Here is a 14,598-nt window from a genome sequence, read left to right on the forward strand (position 1 = left end):
GCTGCGGCGGCCGCTGCGGCAACACGTTCAGCTGCACGCTGTTGCAACATAGCACGAATAGCATCAGAGGAAGCCTGTAAATCAGCCTGCATCTGTTCAGCCACAGCCTTATCATTTTGAGCCTGTGCCAAAATAGCGGATTGTTCATCTTTTTTCTTCTGAATAACCGCTTGCGTTTCACGTGCTTTGTTTTCCAATTCTACAACTTTAGCACGATCTGCTTCCAATTCGGCTTTCCGTTGCGCAATTTCTTCACGTTCCGTCTTAATGCTGCTGATTAATTTAATGTCAGCATCAATAATACGTCGCAACATTTCAACGCGATTGGCGAAATCACTGAAGTCTTTGGCCCCAATGATAACTTCCAAATAGCTGAGACGACCGTTGATATAAATATCACGGACACGCTTATTGAAGACGCCTTCCCGTGTTGCCAACCGAGCTTGCGCTTCGGCTAACAATTTTTCATTCTTAACAATTTCATTTTCTACAGCCATACGCTGCTGTTCATAGCTTTTTAAATTAGCCGTAGCCTGATCCAATTCCACCTGAATCTGATGCAATTGTTCAGACACATTCGTAATCGTAATTTCCGCATTGGCTTTTCGATTGCCCGCTTCTTGCATTTGCTGTTCTATGCCGCTGAGCTGATTCGTTAAATCTTCGTCTTCGGCATAAATAGTACTAAGCGGTACGGAGGCTAACATGGTGGTACTTAAAAGAACGGCCGCGATGCGCATGGATAATTTATTATTTGCCATACCCAACCCTTCTCTTATACCTTCATATACTGTTTCAACGAAATAGTGGAACCGATAGCCCCTACCAAGACACCAACGCCCAATAAAAAAGCGCTCAAGTCATAGAAGAATGGGAACATCGGTACTAACGGCAAGAATGCCAAGGAATTTTCCACTTCAAGGGTGATGAAGTGATAGAATTCCCAAACACAAGCCGTCGCAATAGCGCCGCCGATAAAACCGAGCAACATACCTTCAATGAGGAACGGCCAACGGATGAACCAGTTGGTGGCCCCTACATATTTCATGATACCGATTTCTTTACGACGGGCAAATACGGTAAGGCGAATCGTATTGGAGATGATAAACAAGGTCGCCCCTGCCAAGAAGGCAATAAGGGCAATACCACCGATGCGGATAACCTGAGTCATTTTGAAAATCTGTTCGATTACATCTTGTCCGTAATGAGCACTTTCCACTTCAGGGAACGTAGCTACTAATTTAGCCGTACTTTTTACTTCTTCCGGGTCCTCAAAAGTAATCACATAGGCCGATGGCAATGGGTTATTGCCGTCCAAAGCGGCTACTAAGCCCTGCTGATCGCCAAGGCGTTCTTTAAAACGCTTCATCGCTTCGTCTTTATTGACGAATTCCAGATTTTTAACTTTTGGTAAGGCTTTTAGTTTTTTACCGACTTCCATAACTTGGTTGGTAGTCAAGCCGTCTTTCATATAAATACTAATTTCTACCTGACTTTCCAAGTTGGAAGCCAAATTATTGAGATTTACAACCCCGGTAGTAAAAACCCCCAGAATAAATAAAGATAATGCTACTGTGGAAATGGAAGCCAAAGTCATGAGACCGTTGCGGCTCATAGACTTGAGAGCCTCTTTCACAAAGTATCTAAACGTTCTAAGCTTCATTGAATTCAGCACCTCGCATTCTATCACTGATTACGCGGCCATCTTCCAATGCAATAACCCGCTTATTTAAATATCTAACCATTTCCATATCATGCGTTACCATAACGATGGTTGTCCCTGAATTGTTGATTGTTTTAAACAATTCCACAATCCCCTTACTGGTATTAGGGTCCAAGTTACCCGTCGGTTCATCGGCGATGAGCACTAACGGTTTATTAACGATGGCACGGGCAATGGCTACACGCTGCTGTTCACCGCCGCTCAAATCCTGCGGTAAATCATCAGCTTTATGACCGAGGCCGACCATATCCAATACGGCGGCAACTCGTTCCTTAATAACTTTCGGTTTTTCTTCAATTACTTCAAGTGCAAAGGCAATGTTTTCCGCTACCGTTTTGTTTGGCAAAAGACGGAAGTCTTGGAACACAATGCCCAAACGACGTCGTAAATACGGAATTTTCCGTTTTTTCAAATGAGAGACTTCCATGTCATTTACGATAACGGTTCCCGAATCAGGTACTACTTCATGTGATAATAGTTTGATAAACGTGGATTTCCCAGCCCCACTAGGACCACAGATAAGTACGAACTCACCCTTCTCAATATGTATAGTTACGTCATCCAAAGCCAGCGAGCCATTGTCGTACACTTTGTTGACATGGTTAAATTGAATCATTGATTAACTTCCTTTACTATTTTCGTTCAATCGCTGTTTTAGCAGCATTCACGATATCTTCTGCTGTAAGACCATATTTGGCCATCAATTCTTTAGGTGTACCGGATTCACCGAATGTATCCTTCGTGCCGATGCGAATAACCGGTACCGGCGCAAATTCCGTTACTACTTCAGCTACCGCAGCACCTAAACCGCCATAAATATTATGTTCTTCAGCTGTTACGATGGCACCGGTTTCTTTAGCTGCTTTCACAATAGCGTCAGCATCAATCGGTTTAATGGATGCCATGTTGAGTACACGAGCTTTTACATTTTGTTCAGCCAATAATTTAGCGGCCTGAACGGCAGGACCTACCAAAGCACCGCACGCAATAATCGTTACATCGTTACCGCCTACGAGTTCAACAGCTTTCCCCGGTGTAAATTCATAGCCTTCCGGAGTTACATCGTCTACACCGGCACGGCCTAAACGAACATATACAGGACCTTCATAATCGGCAGCCCATTTAATAACCGCTGTAGTTTCTGCTTCATCGGCAGGAACAACTACTTTAAGGTTAGGAATAGCACGCATGCAGGCAATATCTTCAAGGCTCTGATGAGTGGCCCCGTCTTCACCTACCGTAATCCCCGCATGAGTAGCACAGATTTTTACGTTTAATTTAGGATAGCATACGGCATTGCGCACCTGTTCAAAAGCACGCCCCGTAGCAAACATAGAGAACGAAGACACGAACGGAATTTTACCGGCTGCTGCCAAACCGGCACCGACACTGATTAAATTCTGTTCCGCAATCCCTACGTTAAAGAAACGATCCGGATAAGCTTTTTTGAAATTATCCGTTTTAGTGGATTTAGATAAATCCGCATCTAATACAACTATATTTTCGTTAGCGGCGCCAACAGCCACTAAGGCATTACCATATGCTTCACGTGTTGCTTTACCCATCTTACACCTCCAACAATTCTGCTACGAATTTTTCATATTCTTCAGCGGACGGCGCCTTACCATGCCAGCCTGCCTGACCTTCCATTTCTTTAACGCCCTTACCTTTGACAGTGTTCATCACGATTGCTGTCGGTTTGTCGGTACAAGCTTTAGCGGCTTCAATGGCATTGTGTAATTCATCAAGGTCATGACCGTTGACTTCGATTACATTCCAATTGAAAGCTTCAAACTTAGGCGCGATTGGTAACGGCGACATTACTTCGCGAATATCACCGTCGATTTGGAGACCGTTGAAGTCGATGAAAGCAGTCAAATTATTAAGTTTATAGAAACCGGCAAACATAGCGGCTTCCCAAACTTGACCTTCTTCCAATTCACCGTCACCGAGTACGGCAAAAACACGATAGTCTTTTTTGTCGATGCGTCCGGCCAATGCCATACCACATGCGGCACTAATGCCCTGGCCCAAGGAACCGGTAGACATATCAACGCCCGGTGTATGTTTCATATCGGGATGGCCTTGCAACATGCAATCAATTTTACGTAAATTTTCCAATTCACCTTTATCAAAAAAGCCTTTTTCTGCTAACGTGGCATATAAAGCCGGCGCTGCATGGCCTTTAGATAATACAAAACGGTCACGATTGCCGTCTTTCGGATTCTTCGGATCAACGTTCATTTCTACGTAATACAGTAACGCCATGAGATCCGCAATGGATAAAGAACCACCGGGATGTCCCGATTTAGCGGCGGTTACGGCTTTGAGAATGCTTACGCGAATTGCAGTCGCCTTTTCTTGAACTAACGACTTCTGCTCAGCTGTTAATGTTGTCATAAAGACCCTCCATTCCTTTTAGGAAAATAAGTAACGCAGATTTCTGAATTCTAACGAAATATTCGATATAAAACAATATTATTGTAAACCTTTAGCCATATAATTGCCAGTGCCGCCTATAAGCCAAGCAACCGGCATATGTATACTATTTAGGCGTATCCAAGAGCGACAAAGCAATATGTGCATTTTTAAGTGATTCTTCGCGAAGCTTAATAATGCGTTGTACCACCTGTTGCTGTAATGCGGAGTTTTCAAGAAAACCGGCCGTCGCCGCGTATATGGTATCACTTTCGATTTCATCCAAAGTACCAACCGGCTCCTGACCAATCATCTGTAAGAAATTGGTAATTTTAGGATCGTACGAAATGCCTACTACGGGTTTTTCCATTAAAGACGCAAAAACCAAAGCATGTAAGCGAACCCCGATTAAAACGTCCATACAACCTTCCAAAGCTAAAAGCTCGGTCGTATTATACATGCGTTCCAACACTACCGGTTCACTCTTCATAAGGCTTTTAATGGCCATAGCTTCTTGCGTATCCGCCGGATGCTGCATGGGAATGAATACCACTTGGGCGCCCAATTCCTCATGCAATCGGTCGAGTGCTTTAGCCAATTCGCCGCGATAGGCAATCGATTGCTTCCAATTGCGCACCGATACACCTACGCGATAACGTACGCCGGACAACTGATACGGTTTTAATAAGCGTCGTCCGATAGTTTTATCTACGGGATGCATGGCCAACACTGCATCGGCGGTCACCTGAATAGGCACCTTAGTTACCCCCATATCGAGCAATTCCGCTTTGGAACGCTCATCACGGACAGTAATCATAGTGACTTTATTCAATACCTGACCGACAATCTGACGTGCTCGTTTACGGCGAAGCGGGCCGATGCCCTGTGCATAGAGCATAACCCGTTTACCAAAACTCGTGGCCAAAGTAATAATGCTTAAATAGTAATATAAGCTGCGTTTACTCGTTACATCCTGCAATAAACTGCCACCACCGCTAATCAATAAATCACAGCGACCGATGGCATTTAAAATACCAAACATGTCAAAACGGCCGATAGCCTTGACGCCGTGATTGGCTGCGGTGTGACCTGGATTGCCGGAAATAACGGTAATGTCCGCATCCGGTACTACTTCTAAAATAGCTTCCAAAATAGCAGCCAACATGGCTTCATCACCTGCATTACCGAACCCGTAATAACCGGAGATAACAAGTCTAGTCATTAGCTACCTCCCGTTTACGAGCCCATGTAACCACATAAGCTAAGAAGCGGAATACTAAAATTGCCACCACGCCGAAAACAACGCCTAACCAAAGGCCGTCATAACCGCGTGCAATGGACATCATAACCGGCGTCCGCAAATGACAGAAGGTTTCCACCATGGATCCGATACCGATAACCCCGGCAATCGTAAATAAGAAATGTAAAACCATAGGCCAACGACGCAAGAGGGCAAAAGATGCCAACATCAAAGCGGGATGACCGATTAAAAATTCTTTTTCACGAGGACGAGCATATAATGTATTTTCTAAGAAACGGCGTAAGGCAATTTCAAAGCCCGGCACCGGCACACCGGCTGTATGACCGCTGCGGCCCACAAAGACCCAGCCAACCACGCCAAGCATAGCAAAAATAGCAATCATATAAATCTTAACGTCCAAGGTCAAGAAAGATTTCATAAAGCTTCGGCATTCAGACCAGGAATCAATCGTACGGCCTTGCCAAAGCGGAAATCGCTGTAAATAAGCAATCGCGGTCAATATAATCGGTGCTACGAATACTAATTTAACACCGCGGAATAAAGCAAATTCCATGAAGAAACGGGTATTACCGAGCATAGCGGCAATCATAATACCACCGATAGCCGCAATAAGAGCAGCCCCTACCAGGTAAACCGCCGCCTCCAATGTAGCACGCCAAGGTCCTACAGCCGGTCCGTCAGCCCGACGTACCCAACAATCCATAATGAGGATAATGGCCACAACCGGTGCCGCAATCGCTGTGCTTAAGGCCCAAATTTGAGTGATTAAAGTGCCACCCGTTACTGTATAAAGTACTACTGTAATTAACAGCAACGTAAAGTTTAATACTAACTGACGGTGCTTACGCATCGGCAAGAGTAAATTAACCATAAAGGTAAAGAAGGCCACGGCACCGGCCATGGTCAACACAACTGCGATTGGTCCCGGTGTATATGGCGGATAAATAGAAGCACGACCAAAGGTAAAGCCGCGATCTTCCAGTTTCTCTTTAAGCGATTTCATGTACGTAATACTTGATTCTAAGGCCGTCTTATTATCGCTGCCTTCTTCATAAATCGGCAATAAGTTAAAGCGAATATTACGTTCAATATCACTGATATAAAAACGTTGCGCCACTTCTTCAGGTGGTAATTTTTTGAACTCGTCCTTAGCAATTGTATATAAGCGACCAACACTGTATTCATCGGCTACGGCTAAGTCATTGTTAAAACCGACCTGATTTTCATATTGCAATTGATTTACCGCTTCAATCCCTACAACCGGAATACGCAAATTATGCAAATATTCATTAGTAAGGCCGATAAAATTAGGATAGCCTAACGCTTCCTTGCCTACAAAAACCATGCCCGTTACATTAGGTATACCATCCAAACGACTAAACACGAGGTCAACATTTTCACGGGTAACCTGTTTAAAGTTAGTAGGACGTACAATAACGTCAAAGCCCTGACGGCTTACTTCTTCGGCCTGTAAACGGGAGATGCTTAAATTCATATCCATCAATGCTTCGTACGGCTGTGACAACGCCAAAACAGGACCGCGGTTGGAGTACATAACCCCTACTTTATCCTTACCTAAGCGTTGAACCAAATCTTCGTGAATTTCTTTGAAGTAGCCTTCCTTACCGGGCGCCGCTACGATATAGGTGTAACCCGGCTGCGGTTGTGGTCCATAGAACTGCATAATAGCCGCATCTTCACCATGATAGACTAAAATCTCACCGGCATCACGAGCCTTGGTAAGTGTACGGTCATAAATGGCCATCCCTGTAACGCCTGCATCTTTTAAGGCTTTTAAGGCGTCAGCCGTACTTCGCTTTTCAAAAGAAGAAGCTCTCAATACAGCATCATAGTCGACTATATTTTCGATCTGATTTTGGGCTTCTTCCACTTGATGACGCTGTTGCACCAGGAATAATCCGGCCAACAAACCGATAATAATAATCGCAATAAGGACTAAAGAATGTTTTCTCTTTTTTCTATTAGTTTCCTTCACAGTAACACCTTTCTTACTTACTTATCGGATTGACAAACAAATGAAGTTCTCCATTTTCTGTTTCAATACGATCGGCTTTTACAGGAATTGGGAATTCCGCAAAGTCATAAATAGTAATCTGTTTTAATACGGAAGCATTTAACCCACCGATACCGGCGCCGTTAATTTCAAAGCGCTGCGGCGAGAATACGAGGGCATTGTTTTTGATTTCCAAGTTGCCTTTAATGCTGGCAGTGCCACGCACAAAGCCCATGTCCACCGACCCGACTACTTCAATACCGTCAGAATTAATCACTACATCTTGAATGGTTAGACCTTTTACAGCTTGTTCCATGAAGTCTTTCAAGTCAGAAGCTGTAACAGTACCTTCCATTTCACCTTTGCCCATTTGCTGAATTTCCATGGTCTGGTTCATAAATAAAGCGATAGGACTGAATTCTAAATTATTTACATCCATATGAACATCGGCAAAATTTAAATTGCCTAATTTTACATTTTCCAAAACACCACGCATAACATCTACGCGACCGCCAACCATGGCAATAGCCGGTGAAGATTCAATGGGTAAGGAAATTGTTTCAGGATGTAATTTATTGTTAATTTCCTGTTCCAGTTTGTTAGCCACAAAACTCGGCAAAAAGAATTGTGCCGCTACTACAATAGCTACTATGACAACAACTAAAAAGGCGATAAACTTTTTCATTTCTGTAATCGTCTCCTATATTTTCAAATTAGCTTCTTTCTTCAAATACCCTTCCATAAAGGCATCCAAATTACCGTCCATAACGGATTGAATATTCCCTGTTTCTACACCGGTACGATGGTCTTTGACCAAATTGTACGGATGGAATACGTAAGAACGAATCTGGCTGCCCCATTCAATAGCTTGATAGGTCCCGCCGATCTTTTCTTTTAATTCCGCTTGTTTTTCCAATTCCAGTTCAAACAATTTGGCACGCAACAGTTTTAACGCTTGTTCACGGTTTTGAATCTGTGAACGTTCACTCTGACATTGGACTACTACGCCCGTCGGAATGTGGGTCATACGAATGGCGGAGTCAGTTTTATTGATATGCTGACCACCGGCACCGCTGGCGCGATAGGTATCGACACGTACATCCTTCATATCCAGATGAATATCTACGGTATCATCAATTTCCGGCATTACATCAACGGCCGCAAAGGATGTATGGCGTCGTGCATTCGCATCGAACGGCGAAATACGAACCAAACGATGTACCCCTTTTTCAGACTTCAAATAGCCGAAAGCATTTTCCCCTTTAATGAGGAAAGTGGCACTTTTTATACCCGCTTCATCACCGGGCTGTTCATCCATCATGGTAATGGCAAAGCCGTGTTGCTCGGCCCAACGCAAGTACATACGAATCAGCATGGATACCCAGTCTTGAGCTTCCGTACCGCCCGCACCGGCGTGGAAAGTTAAAATGGCATTATTTGTATCATATTCACCGCTAAGTAACAATAATACTTCACGCCGTTCCACTTCTTCCGTAATGTGTTCAACCTGAGTCTTAAGTTCTGCTTCCATGGATGTATCCTGCTCATCGATGGCCATATCAAGCATAAGCTTTAAGTCTTCAATCTCTCCGACTAATGCTTTATAACCTTCTACGGCATCTTTAAGCTGGGTTGCTTCTTGGGAAATTTCTTTTGCCGATTCCGGATCATTCCAAAATTCAGGGTCACTCATTTTAACATCTAACGTAAATATACGATCTTCCTTCTGAGCGATGTTAAAGTGAATCCCTCATTCCATAAATACGCTCCTCTAAATTGTCAATAGGGCCTTTTAAATCCTCTAACAATCTATTCACCTCTTTCTGATAATACTACTGAAAAGCAGAAAATGGCCGCGCCGAAAATAACTCCCGGCAACGAACCATTCTGCGTGTTCTAATCTACATTTTGTGGTTCCAACACATCATCATGATGGGTTTGCGCATTGGCCAGGGGATCTGCAGCTGATTCTTCTTCAATCACATTGTCATTCAATTCGATACGAATGCGATAGAGATACATAATCGTATCTTCCTGAATGGCTTCAATCATAGCTTCAAACATATCATACGCTTCAAATTTGTATTCAACAAGCGGATTTTTCTGACCGTATGCACGAAGGCCGATACCTTCACGGAGCATATCCATGGAATCCAAATGTTCCATCCATTTGCTGTCCACAACTTTAAGCATAACTGCTTTTTCGAGTTCACGCATATTGGCTTCGCCAATGAGTTGTTCTCGTTTATCATATTCTTCATGCGCAATAGCAAGCAAACGTTCTTGCAATTCACCGCGGCCCAAATCTTCCATTTCAGCCACCGTAAACTGTCCCGGTTCTAAGAAGAAAAGTTCTAAATGTTTTAATAGACCTTCATAATCCCATTCTTCCGGATATAATTTTTCATCGGCATATTGATTCATAGCTTTAATTACTAAGGAATCAACCATTTCCATGATGGTGTCACGCAACGATTCATTGCCCAAGATTTTGCGGCGTTGATCATAAAGAACTTCACGCTGCTGATTCATAACATCGTCATATTCCAAAATATATTTACGAATATTAAAGTTATGATTTTCTACTTTCTTCTGAGCACGTTCAATGGATTTAGTAATCAAGGAATGTTCAATCGGTTCATCCTCTTCCATACCAAGTTTATCCATCATACCGGAAATATTATCGGCCCCGAAAATACGCATCAAGTCGTCTTCCAAGGATAAGAAGAACTGACTGGAGCCCGGATCGCCCTGACGACCCGAACGACCGCGCAACTGGTTGTCGATACGGCGACTTTCATGACGTTCGGTACCCAAAATATGGAGACCGCCAAGTTCAGCCACACCTTCGCCTAAAGAAATATCTGTACCGCGACCGGCCATGTTAGTGGCAATCGTTACCATACCGCGCTGACCGGCATTGGCTACGATTTCCGCTTCTTTTTCATGGTGTTTAGCATTCAACACATTATGTGGTACGCCACTCTTAAGAAGCATATCACTTAACTGTTCCGATTGTGTAATCGAAGTAGTACCTACCAATACAGGCTGACCTTTTTTATGGCGTTCTACCACATCTTTAACAACCGCTTTATATTTTGCCTTCTTAGTTTTAAAAATTAAGTCCGGCAAATCTTTACGAAGTAAAGGTTTATTTGGTGGAATTTCATATACTTCCAAACCGTAAATATTGTTAAATTCCTGTTCTTCCGTTTTAGCTGTACCGGTCATGCCCGCTAATTTCTCATACATACGGAAGTAGTTCTGGAACGTAATGGATGCCAAAGTCTGGCTTTCACGTTCAACTTTAAGACCTTCTTTGGCTTCAATGGCCTGATGCAAACCGTCGGAATAACGACGACCGAACATCAAACGACCGGTAAATTCATCAACGATAACAACCTGGCCGTCTTTAACTACATAATCCTTATCGCGATGCATCATGGCATAAGCACGTAAAGAGGCATTTAACAAGTGATTCAACTCCAAGTTGGCCGAATCGTATAAGTTTTCGATTTTAAGCATTTTTTCAACTTTGGCAATACCCGATTCAGTCGGTGCGATTGTTTTTTGCTTTTCATCAATCGTATAATCTTCACCGGCTACCAATTGCGGTACGACTTTTGCCAACGTATAATAGCTGTCCGTAGAGCGTTCACCGGGACCGGAAATGATGAGCGGTGTACGGGCTTCATCGATGAGGATGGAGTCAACTTCATCGACGATGGCATAGTTCAACGGACGCTGTACCATCTGTTCGGCATGAATAACCATGTTATCACGCAAATAGTCGAACCCGAATTCATTATTGGTGCCGTACGTAATATCGGAAGCATAAGCCAATTTACGTTGATTGTAATCGAGATTGGCTACAATAAGACCAACACTCAAACCAAGGGCACGATACAATTTACCCATCCACTCGCTGTCACGTTTTGCCAAATAGTCATTGACCGTAACAACATGCACACCTTTACCGGTTAAGGCATTTAAATACACCGGCAACGTAGCTACCAAGGTCTTACCTTCACCGGTACGCATTTCTGCGATGTTACCGCGATGCAAAGTAATGCCACCGATAAGCTGTACGTCAAAATGGCGCATGCCGAGCACGCGCTTCGAAGCTTCACGAACGACCGCAAATGCTTCCGGTAAAATATCATCCAATGTTTCACCGTCAGCCAGTCGTTTCTTAAATTCTTGTGTCTTAGCAGCTAATGAACTGTCACTTAAACCGCTAAGACTCGGCTCTAAGCCATTAATTTCATCTACAATGGCACGCATCTTTTTTATTTCGCGTGCGCTGTTATTACCAATTAATCTTTGTATAAAACCAAACAAATATCTCAACTCCTTAGGTCTGTATATTCTCTTATATACATATTCAATTAATTATATCACAAAGTTTCTAAAAAAACCAAAATATACAGTTTAAGTAATAAGCTTTTTACATATTATATACGGAAGTGTGACTGATTTTATACAAAATATGTATTTCCCGTTTTTGGGTTACTAACTGAAAATCGTTATCTTAAAGCCGGCTATGTGCAAATACCAAAAATGACCCCTTCTATGTTGAAGGGGTCATTAACGCATTCTTATTTGTTGTCAGCGTTTTCAGGTACATACCATAAACCGTTGTTATGGGTTTTCATGTATTCTTTGAATTCAGGCGAATTATACGCATCCTTCAAATCTTTAGCCCATTGGGTATCTTTATTCTTATCCAATACAACGAGCTGTAAGAGTAAGTATGGTAAAATGTCTTCTTTCATCAAAGCAGTAGAAGGATCGATTTTAGCATTGTACACAATAGAACCGGTGATTACGATGTACGCAAAGTCGGTACGAACCGATGGAATTGTTAAGGACTTCATTTCTACAAAGTTAAGATTGTATGGGTTTTCCACAATATCTGCTTTAGTTACAGTGGCCAAATCTTTATTCGGATCTAATTTGATAAGGCCTGCTTTTTGAAGTAATGCATAGGCACGTGCCGTATTGGACGCATCATTCAGAACAGCGATAGTATCACCGTTAGCTACTTGGCTAAGCTGAGTTTTAGCGCCCGGATAGATACCGGCCGGTACTGTAGGAATCGGAGTTAACGCTACCAAATGACCACCTTGTTTTTCATTGAAGTTATTCATATACGCTGTATGCTGTTCAACGTTAAAATCTACTTCGCCGTCATTCAAAGCTACGTCAGCCTGTACTAAATCGGACATATCGCGAGCCGTAATCTTGTAACCTTTCTTTTCCATAATCGGTTTAACAGCTTGTTCAAAGAGTTCCGAGTACGGTCCCTGAGATTTACTGAAAACTAAATCCTTTTTGTCACCTGCTGCGGAGTCATTACCGCAACCGGCCAATAACACGGCGCCTAACACGGTAGCCGCCAACAACACACCAATCTTCTTAAAACGTTTGAAATTCATAATACCCCTACTTTCTTTCTCAATGATTGCGCATTTTAAATGCAAAATGATTACCCACAGTTTGAATAATCTGAACAAAAATAACAAGCACAACAACAGTAAACAACATGAGCGGGAAGTTTAGACGTTCGTACCCGTACGTGAGCGCCAAATCACCGACCCCACCGGCCCCGATAGCTCCGGCCATTGCCGTTGCCCCGATAAGCCCGATTGTACCGGTTGTAACCGATAAAATTAAGGATGCTTTTGCTTCCGGCAAAATAAAATGCCAAACAATCTCAAAATGAGAGGCACCCATGGCCTGCGCCGCTTCGATTATGCCCTTATCCACATCAAGCAGTGAATTTTCAAAGAGACGCGTCAAGTACGGCGCAATGAAAATAACGAGAGGCACTAAGGCCGCCGTCGTCCCGATACGCGTACCAATTAACAATTTAGTCAGCGGCAAAATAAACACCATCAAAATGATGAACGGCACACTGCGAATAATATTAACTACCGTATTCACTACGGCAAAGACGTAATTATTTCTTAAAATACCGTCCTTATTGGTCAGTACTAAAATGACTGCCAAAATAAGACCGATAATCGACCCGATGATTAGTGACAGGAATACCATGTACAACGTCTCTTGGGCCGCCAGGATAATTTGCTCGTTCGGTACTCCCAAATCCGGCATCATAATGTAATCACCTCACATTCCAGTCCTGCATCACACATATATTTCTTGGCTGCGTCCAAATCTGCCGCAGCACCGACCACTTGTAAAATAAAGATGCCCAGAGCCGAATCTTGCAATTGGTTAACCGACGCAAATACGATATTCGTTTCCACGTTGAACTTGCGATTTACTTCATAGATAACATTTTTAGTTACTGCGTCACCTAAGAAGCGTAATTTCACCAGTTCATATGGTCTTGTATCCGCTTTTAACTGCGCCACCACATTGTCCGGAATGCGTTCCGGAATAACGGTCTGTACGAAACGTTTTGTCATGCTCTGCGTTGGATGACTGAACACATCAAGGACAGTGCCCATTTCTACAACACGACCATGCTCCATAACGGCTACGCGATTACAAATTTCCTGGATTACATTAATTTCATGCGTTACCAACAAAATAGTTATATTAAATTCTTTGTTAATTCGTTTTAACAACTTTAAAATTTGTTCTGTCGTTTCCGGATCCAAAGCGCTGGTCGCTTCGTCACAAAGCAATATAGACGGATTTGTCGCCAGTGCGCGAGCGATACCGACACGCTGTTTTTGCCCGCCCGATAATTGAGTCGGATACGCATTGGCTCGGTCCGGTAAGTTAACGAATTCCAATAACTCTTTGACTCTTTTCTCAATCACATCTTCCGCCACTTTATTCAAACGAAGCGGAATCGCAATATTATCAAAAACCGTTTTCGAGTTCAACAAGTTAAAAGATTGGAATATCATGCCAATCCCCTTACGAACTTTACGAAGTTCATTGTGAGATAATTCATTAATATTCACACCGTCGATTAAGACTTCACCGGCAGTCGGCTCTTCCAAAGCATTAACCATGCGCAGCAACGTCGATTTGCCGGCACCACTGAAGCCTACAATACCAAAGATATCTCCATCCTGAACCGTCAGCGATACATCTTGCAAAGCCTTAACATGTTGCTTTTTGATGATAAACTCTTTGTCAATATGCCTAAGTTCAATCATAAAATCCCCCCTATTGTATAAAAAAGGGCCTACCGCCTCCATG

Annotated in this window: 13 protein-coding genes; all 13 read right to left on the minus strand. The window is 43.0% G+C overall.

Translation table 11 applies throughout. The features are described 5' to 3' along the window. Positions 1-761 (minus strand): murein hydrolase activator EnvC family protein (locus tag QZL64_RS03690; RefSeq protein WP_369665152.1); only part of this gene is annotated, 761 nt, incomplete at its 3' end. Positions 762-775: 14 nt separating this feature from the next. Next, positions 776-1,663 carry a permease-like cell division protein FtsX gene (ftsX, locus tag QZL64_RS03695; protein WP_296309262.1) on the minus strand — a complete coding sequence of 296 codons (888 nt, stop codon included), beginning with the start codon at positions 1,661-1,663 and terminating at the stop codon, positions 776-778. Further along, positions 1,653-2,339, minus strand: coding sequence for a cell division ATP-binding protein FtsE (gene ftsE, locus QZL64_RS03700; RefSeq protein WP_021840657.1), 687 nt, complete (start codon positions 2,337-2,339; stop codon positions 1,653-1,655). The genes ftsX and ftsE overlap by 11 nt, the downstream gene beginning before the upstream one ends. Before the next feature lie 16 nt (positions 2,340-2,355). Continuing rightward, positions 2,356-3,288 carry a transketolase family protein gene (locus QZL64_RS03705; protein ID WP_021840658.1) on the minus strand — a complete coding sequence of 311 codons (933 nt, stop codon included), beginning with the start codon at positions 3,286-3,288 and terminating at the stop codon, positions 2,356-2,358. Between the two features lies 1 nt (position 3,289). Beyond that, positions 3,290-4,123, minus strand: coding sequence for a transketolase (locus QZL64_RS03710; RefSeq protein ID WP_021840659.1), 834 nt, complete (start codon positions 4,121-4,123; stop codon positions 3,290-3,292). Positions 4,124-4,268: 145 nt separating this feature from the next. After that, on the minus strand, positions 4,269-5,363 hold the full coding sequence (csaB, locus tag QZL64_RS03715; RefSeq protein ID WP_021840660.1) for a polysaccharide pyruvyl transferase CsaB: 1,095 nt from the start codon (positions 5,361-5,363) through the stop codon (positions 4,269-4,271). Next, positions 5,356-7,398: a DUF5693 family protein gene (locus QZL64_RS03720; protein WP_021840661.1), complete on the minus strand. Its 2,043-nt coding sequence runs from the start codon at positions 7,396-7,398 to the stop codon at positions 5,356-5,358. The genes csaB and QZL64_RS03720 overlap by 8 nt, the downstream gene beginning before the upstream one ends. A gap of 13 nt (positions 7,399-7,411) precedes the next feature. Beyond that, positions 7,412-8,101 carry an LmeA family phospholipid-binding protein gene (locus QZL64_RS03725; protein WP_021840662.1) on the minus strand — a complete coding sequence of 230 codons (690 nt, stop codon included), beginning with the start codon at positions 8,099-8,101 and terminating at the stop codon, positions 7,412-7,414. Between the two features lie 15 nt (positions 8,102-8,116). Further along, a protein-coding gene (gene prfB, locus QZL64_RS03730) for a peptide chain release factor 2 (protein ID WP_226974316.1) occupies positions 8,117-9,224 on the minus strand; the annotation gives its coding sequence in 2 pieces (ribosomal slippage) (positions 8,117-9,166 and positions 9,168-9,224; 1,107 coding nt in all). A gap of 88 nt (positions 9,225-9,312) precedes the next feature. Next, positions 9,313-11,757, minus strand: coding sequence for a preprotein translocase subunit SecA (gene secA, locus QZL64_RS03735; RefSeq protein WP_021840664.1), 2,445 nt, complete (start codon positions 11,755-11,757; stop codon positions 9,313-9,315). Positions 11,758-12,014: 257 nt separating this feature from the next. After that, on the minus strand, positions 12,015-12,854 hold the full coding sequence (locus QZL64_RS03740; protein ID WP_021840665.1) for a MetQ/NlpA family ABC transporter substrate-binding protein: 840 nt from the start codon (positions 12,852-12,854) through the stop codon (positions 12,015-12,017). A 19-nt stretch (positions 12,855-12,873) separates the two neighbouring features. Next, a complete protein-coding gene (locus QZL64_RS03745) occupies positions 12,874-13,536 on the minus strand; it encodes a methionine ABC transporter permease (protein WP_021840666.1) in 663 nt (220 codons plus the stop codon). Next, positions 13,533-14,555, minus strand: a complete 1,023-nt coding sequence (locus tag QZL64_RS03750; RefSeq protein ID WP_021840667.1) for a methionine ABC transporter ATP-binding protein — start codon at positions 14,553-14,555, stop codon at positions 13,533-13,535. The genes QZL64_RS03745 and QZL64_RS03750 overlap by 4 nt, the downstream gene beginning before the upstream one ends. Between the last annotated feature and the right edge of the window lie 43 nt (positions 14,556-14,598).

The organism is Veillonella sp. CAG:933 (genome assembly GCF_000431435.1).
Lineage (GTDB): Bacteria > Bacillota > Negativicutes > Veillonellales > Veillonellaceae > Veillonella_A.

Coding starts and splice junctions, on each gene's coding strand:
- QZL64_RS03740 (WP_021840665.1), bottom strand. CDS start 12,854: ATGAATTTCAAACGTTTTAAGAAGATTGGTGTGTTGTTGGCGGCTACC.
- ftsE (WP_021840657.1), bottom strand. CDS start 2,339: ATGATTCAATTTAACCATGTCAACAAAGTGTACGACAATGGCTCGCTG.
- csaB (WP_021840660.1), bottom strand. CDS start 5,363: ATGACTAGACTTGTTATCTCCGGTTATTACGGGTTCGGTAATGCAGGT.
- QZL64_RS03710 (WP_021840659.1), bottom strand. CDS start 4,123: ATGACAACATTAACAGCTGAGCAGAAGTCGTTAGTTCAAGAAAAGGCG.
- QZL64_RS03750 (WP_021840667.1), bottom strand. CDS start 14,555: ATGATTGAACTTAGGCATATTGACAAAGAGTTTATCATCAAAAAGCAA.
- QZL64_RS03705 (WP_021840658.1), bottom strand. CDS start 3,288: ATGGGTAAAGCAACACGTGAAGCATATGGTAATGCCTTAGTGGCTGTT.
- ftsX (WP_296309262.1), bottom strand. CDS start 1,663: ATGAAGCTTAGAACGTTTAGATACTTTGTGAAAGAGGCTCTCAAGTCT.
- QZL64_RS03745 (WP_021840666.1), bottom strand. CDS start 13,536: ATGATGCCGGATTTGGGAGTACCGAACGAGCAAATTATCCTGGCGGCC.
- QZL64_RS03725 (WP_021840662.1), bottom strand. CDS start 8,101: ATGAAAAAGTTTATCGCCTTTTTAGTTGTTGTCATAGTAGCTATTGTA.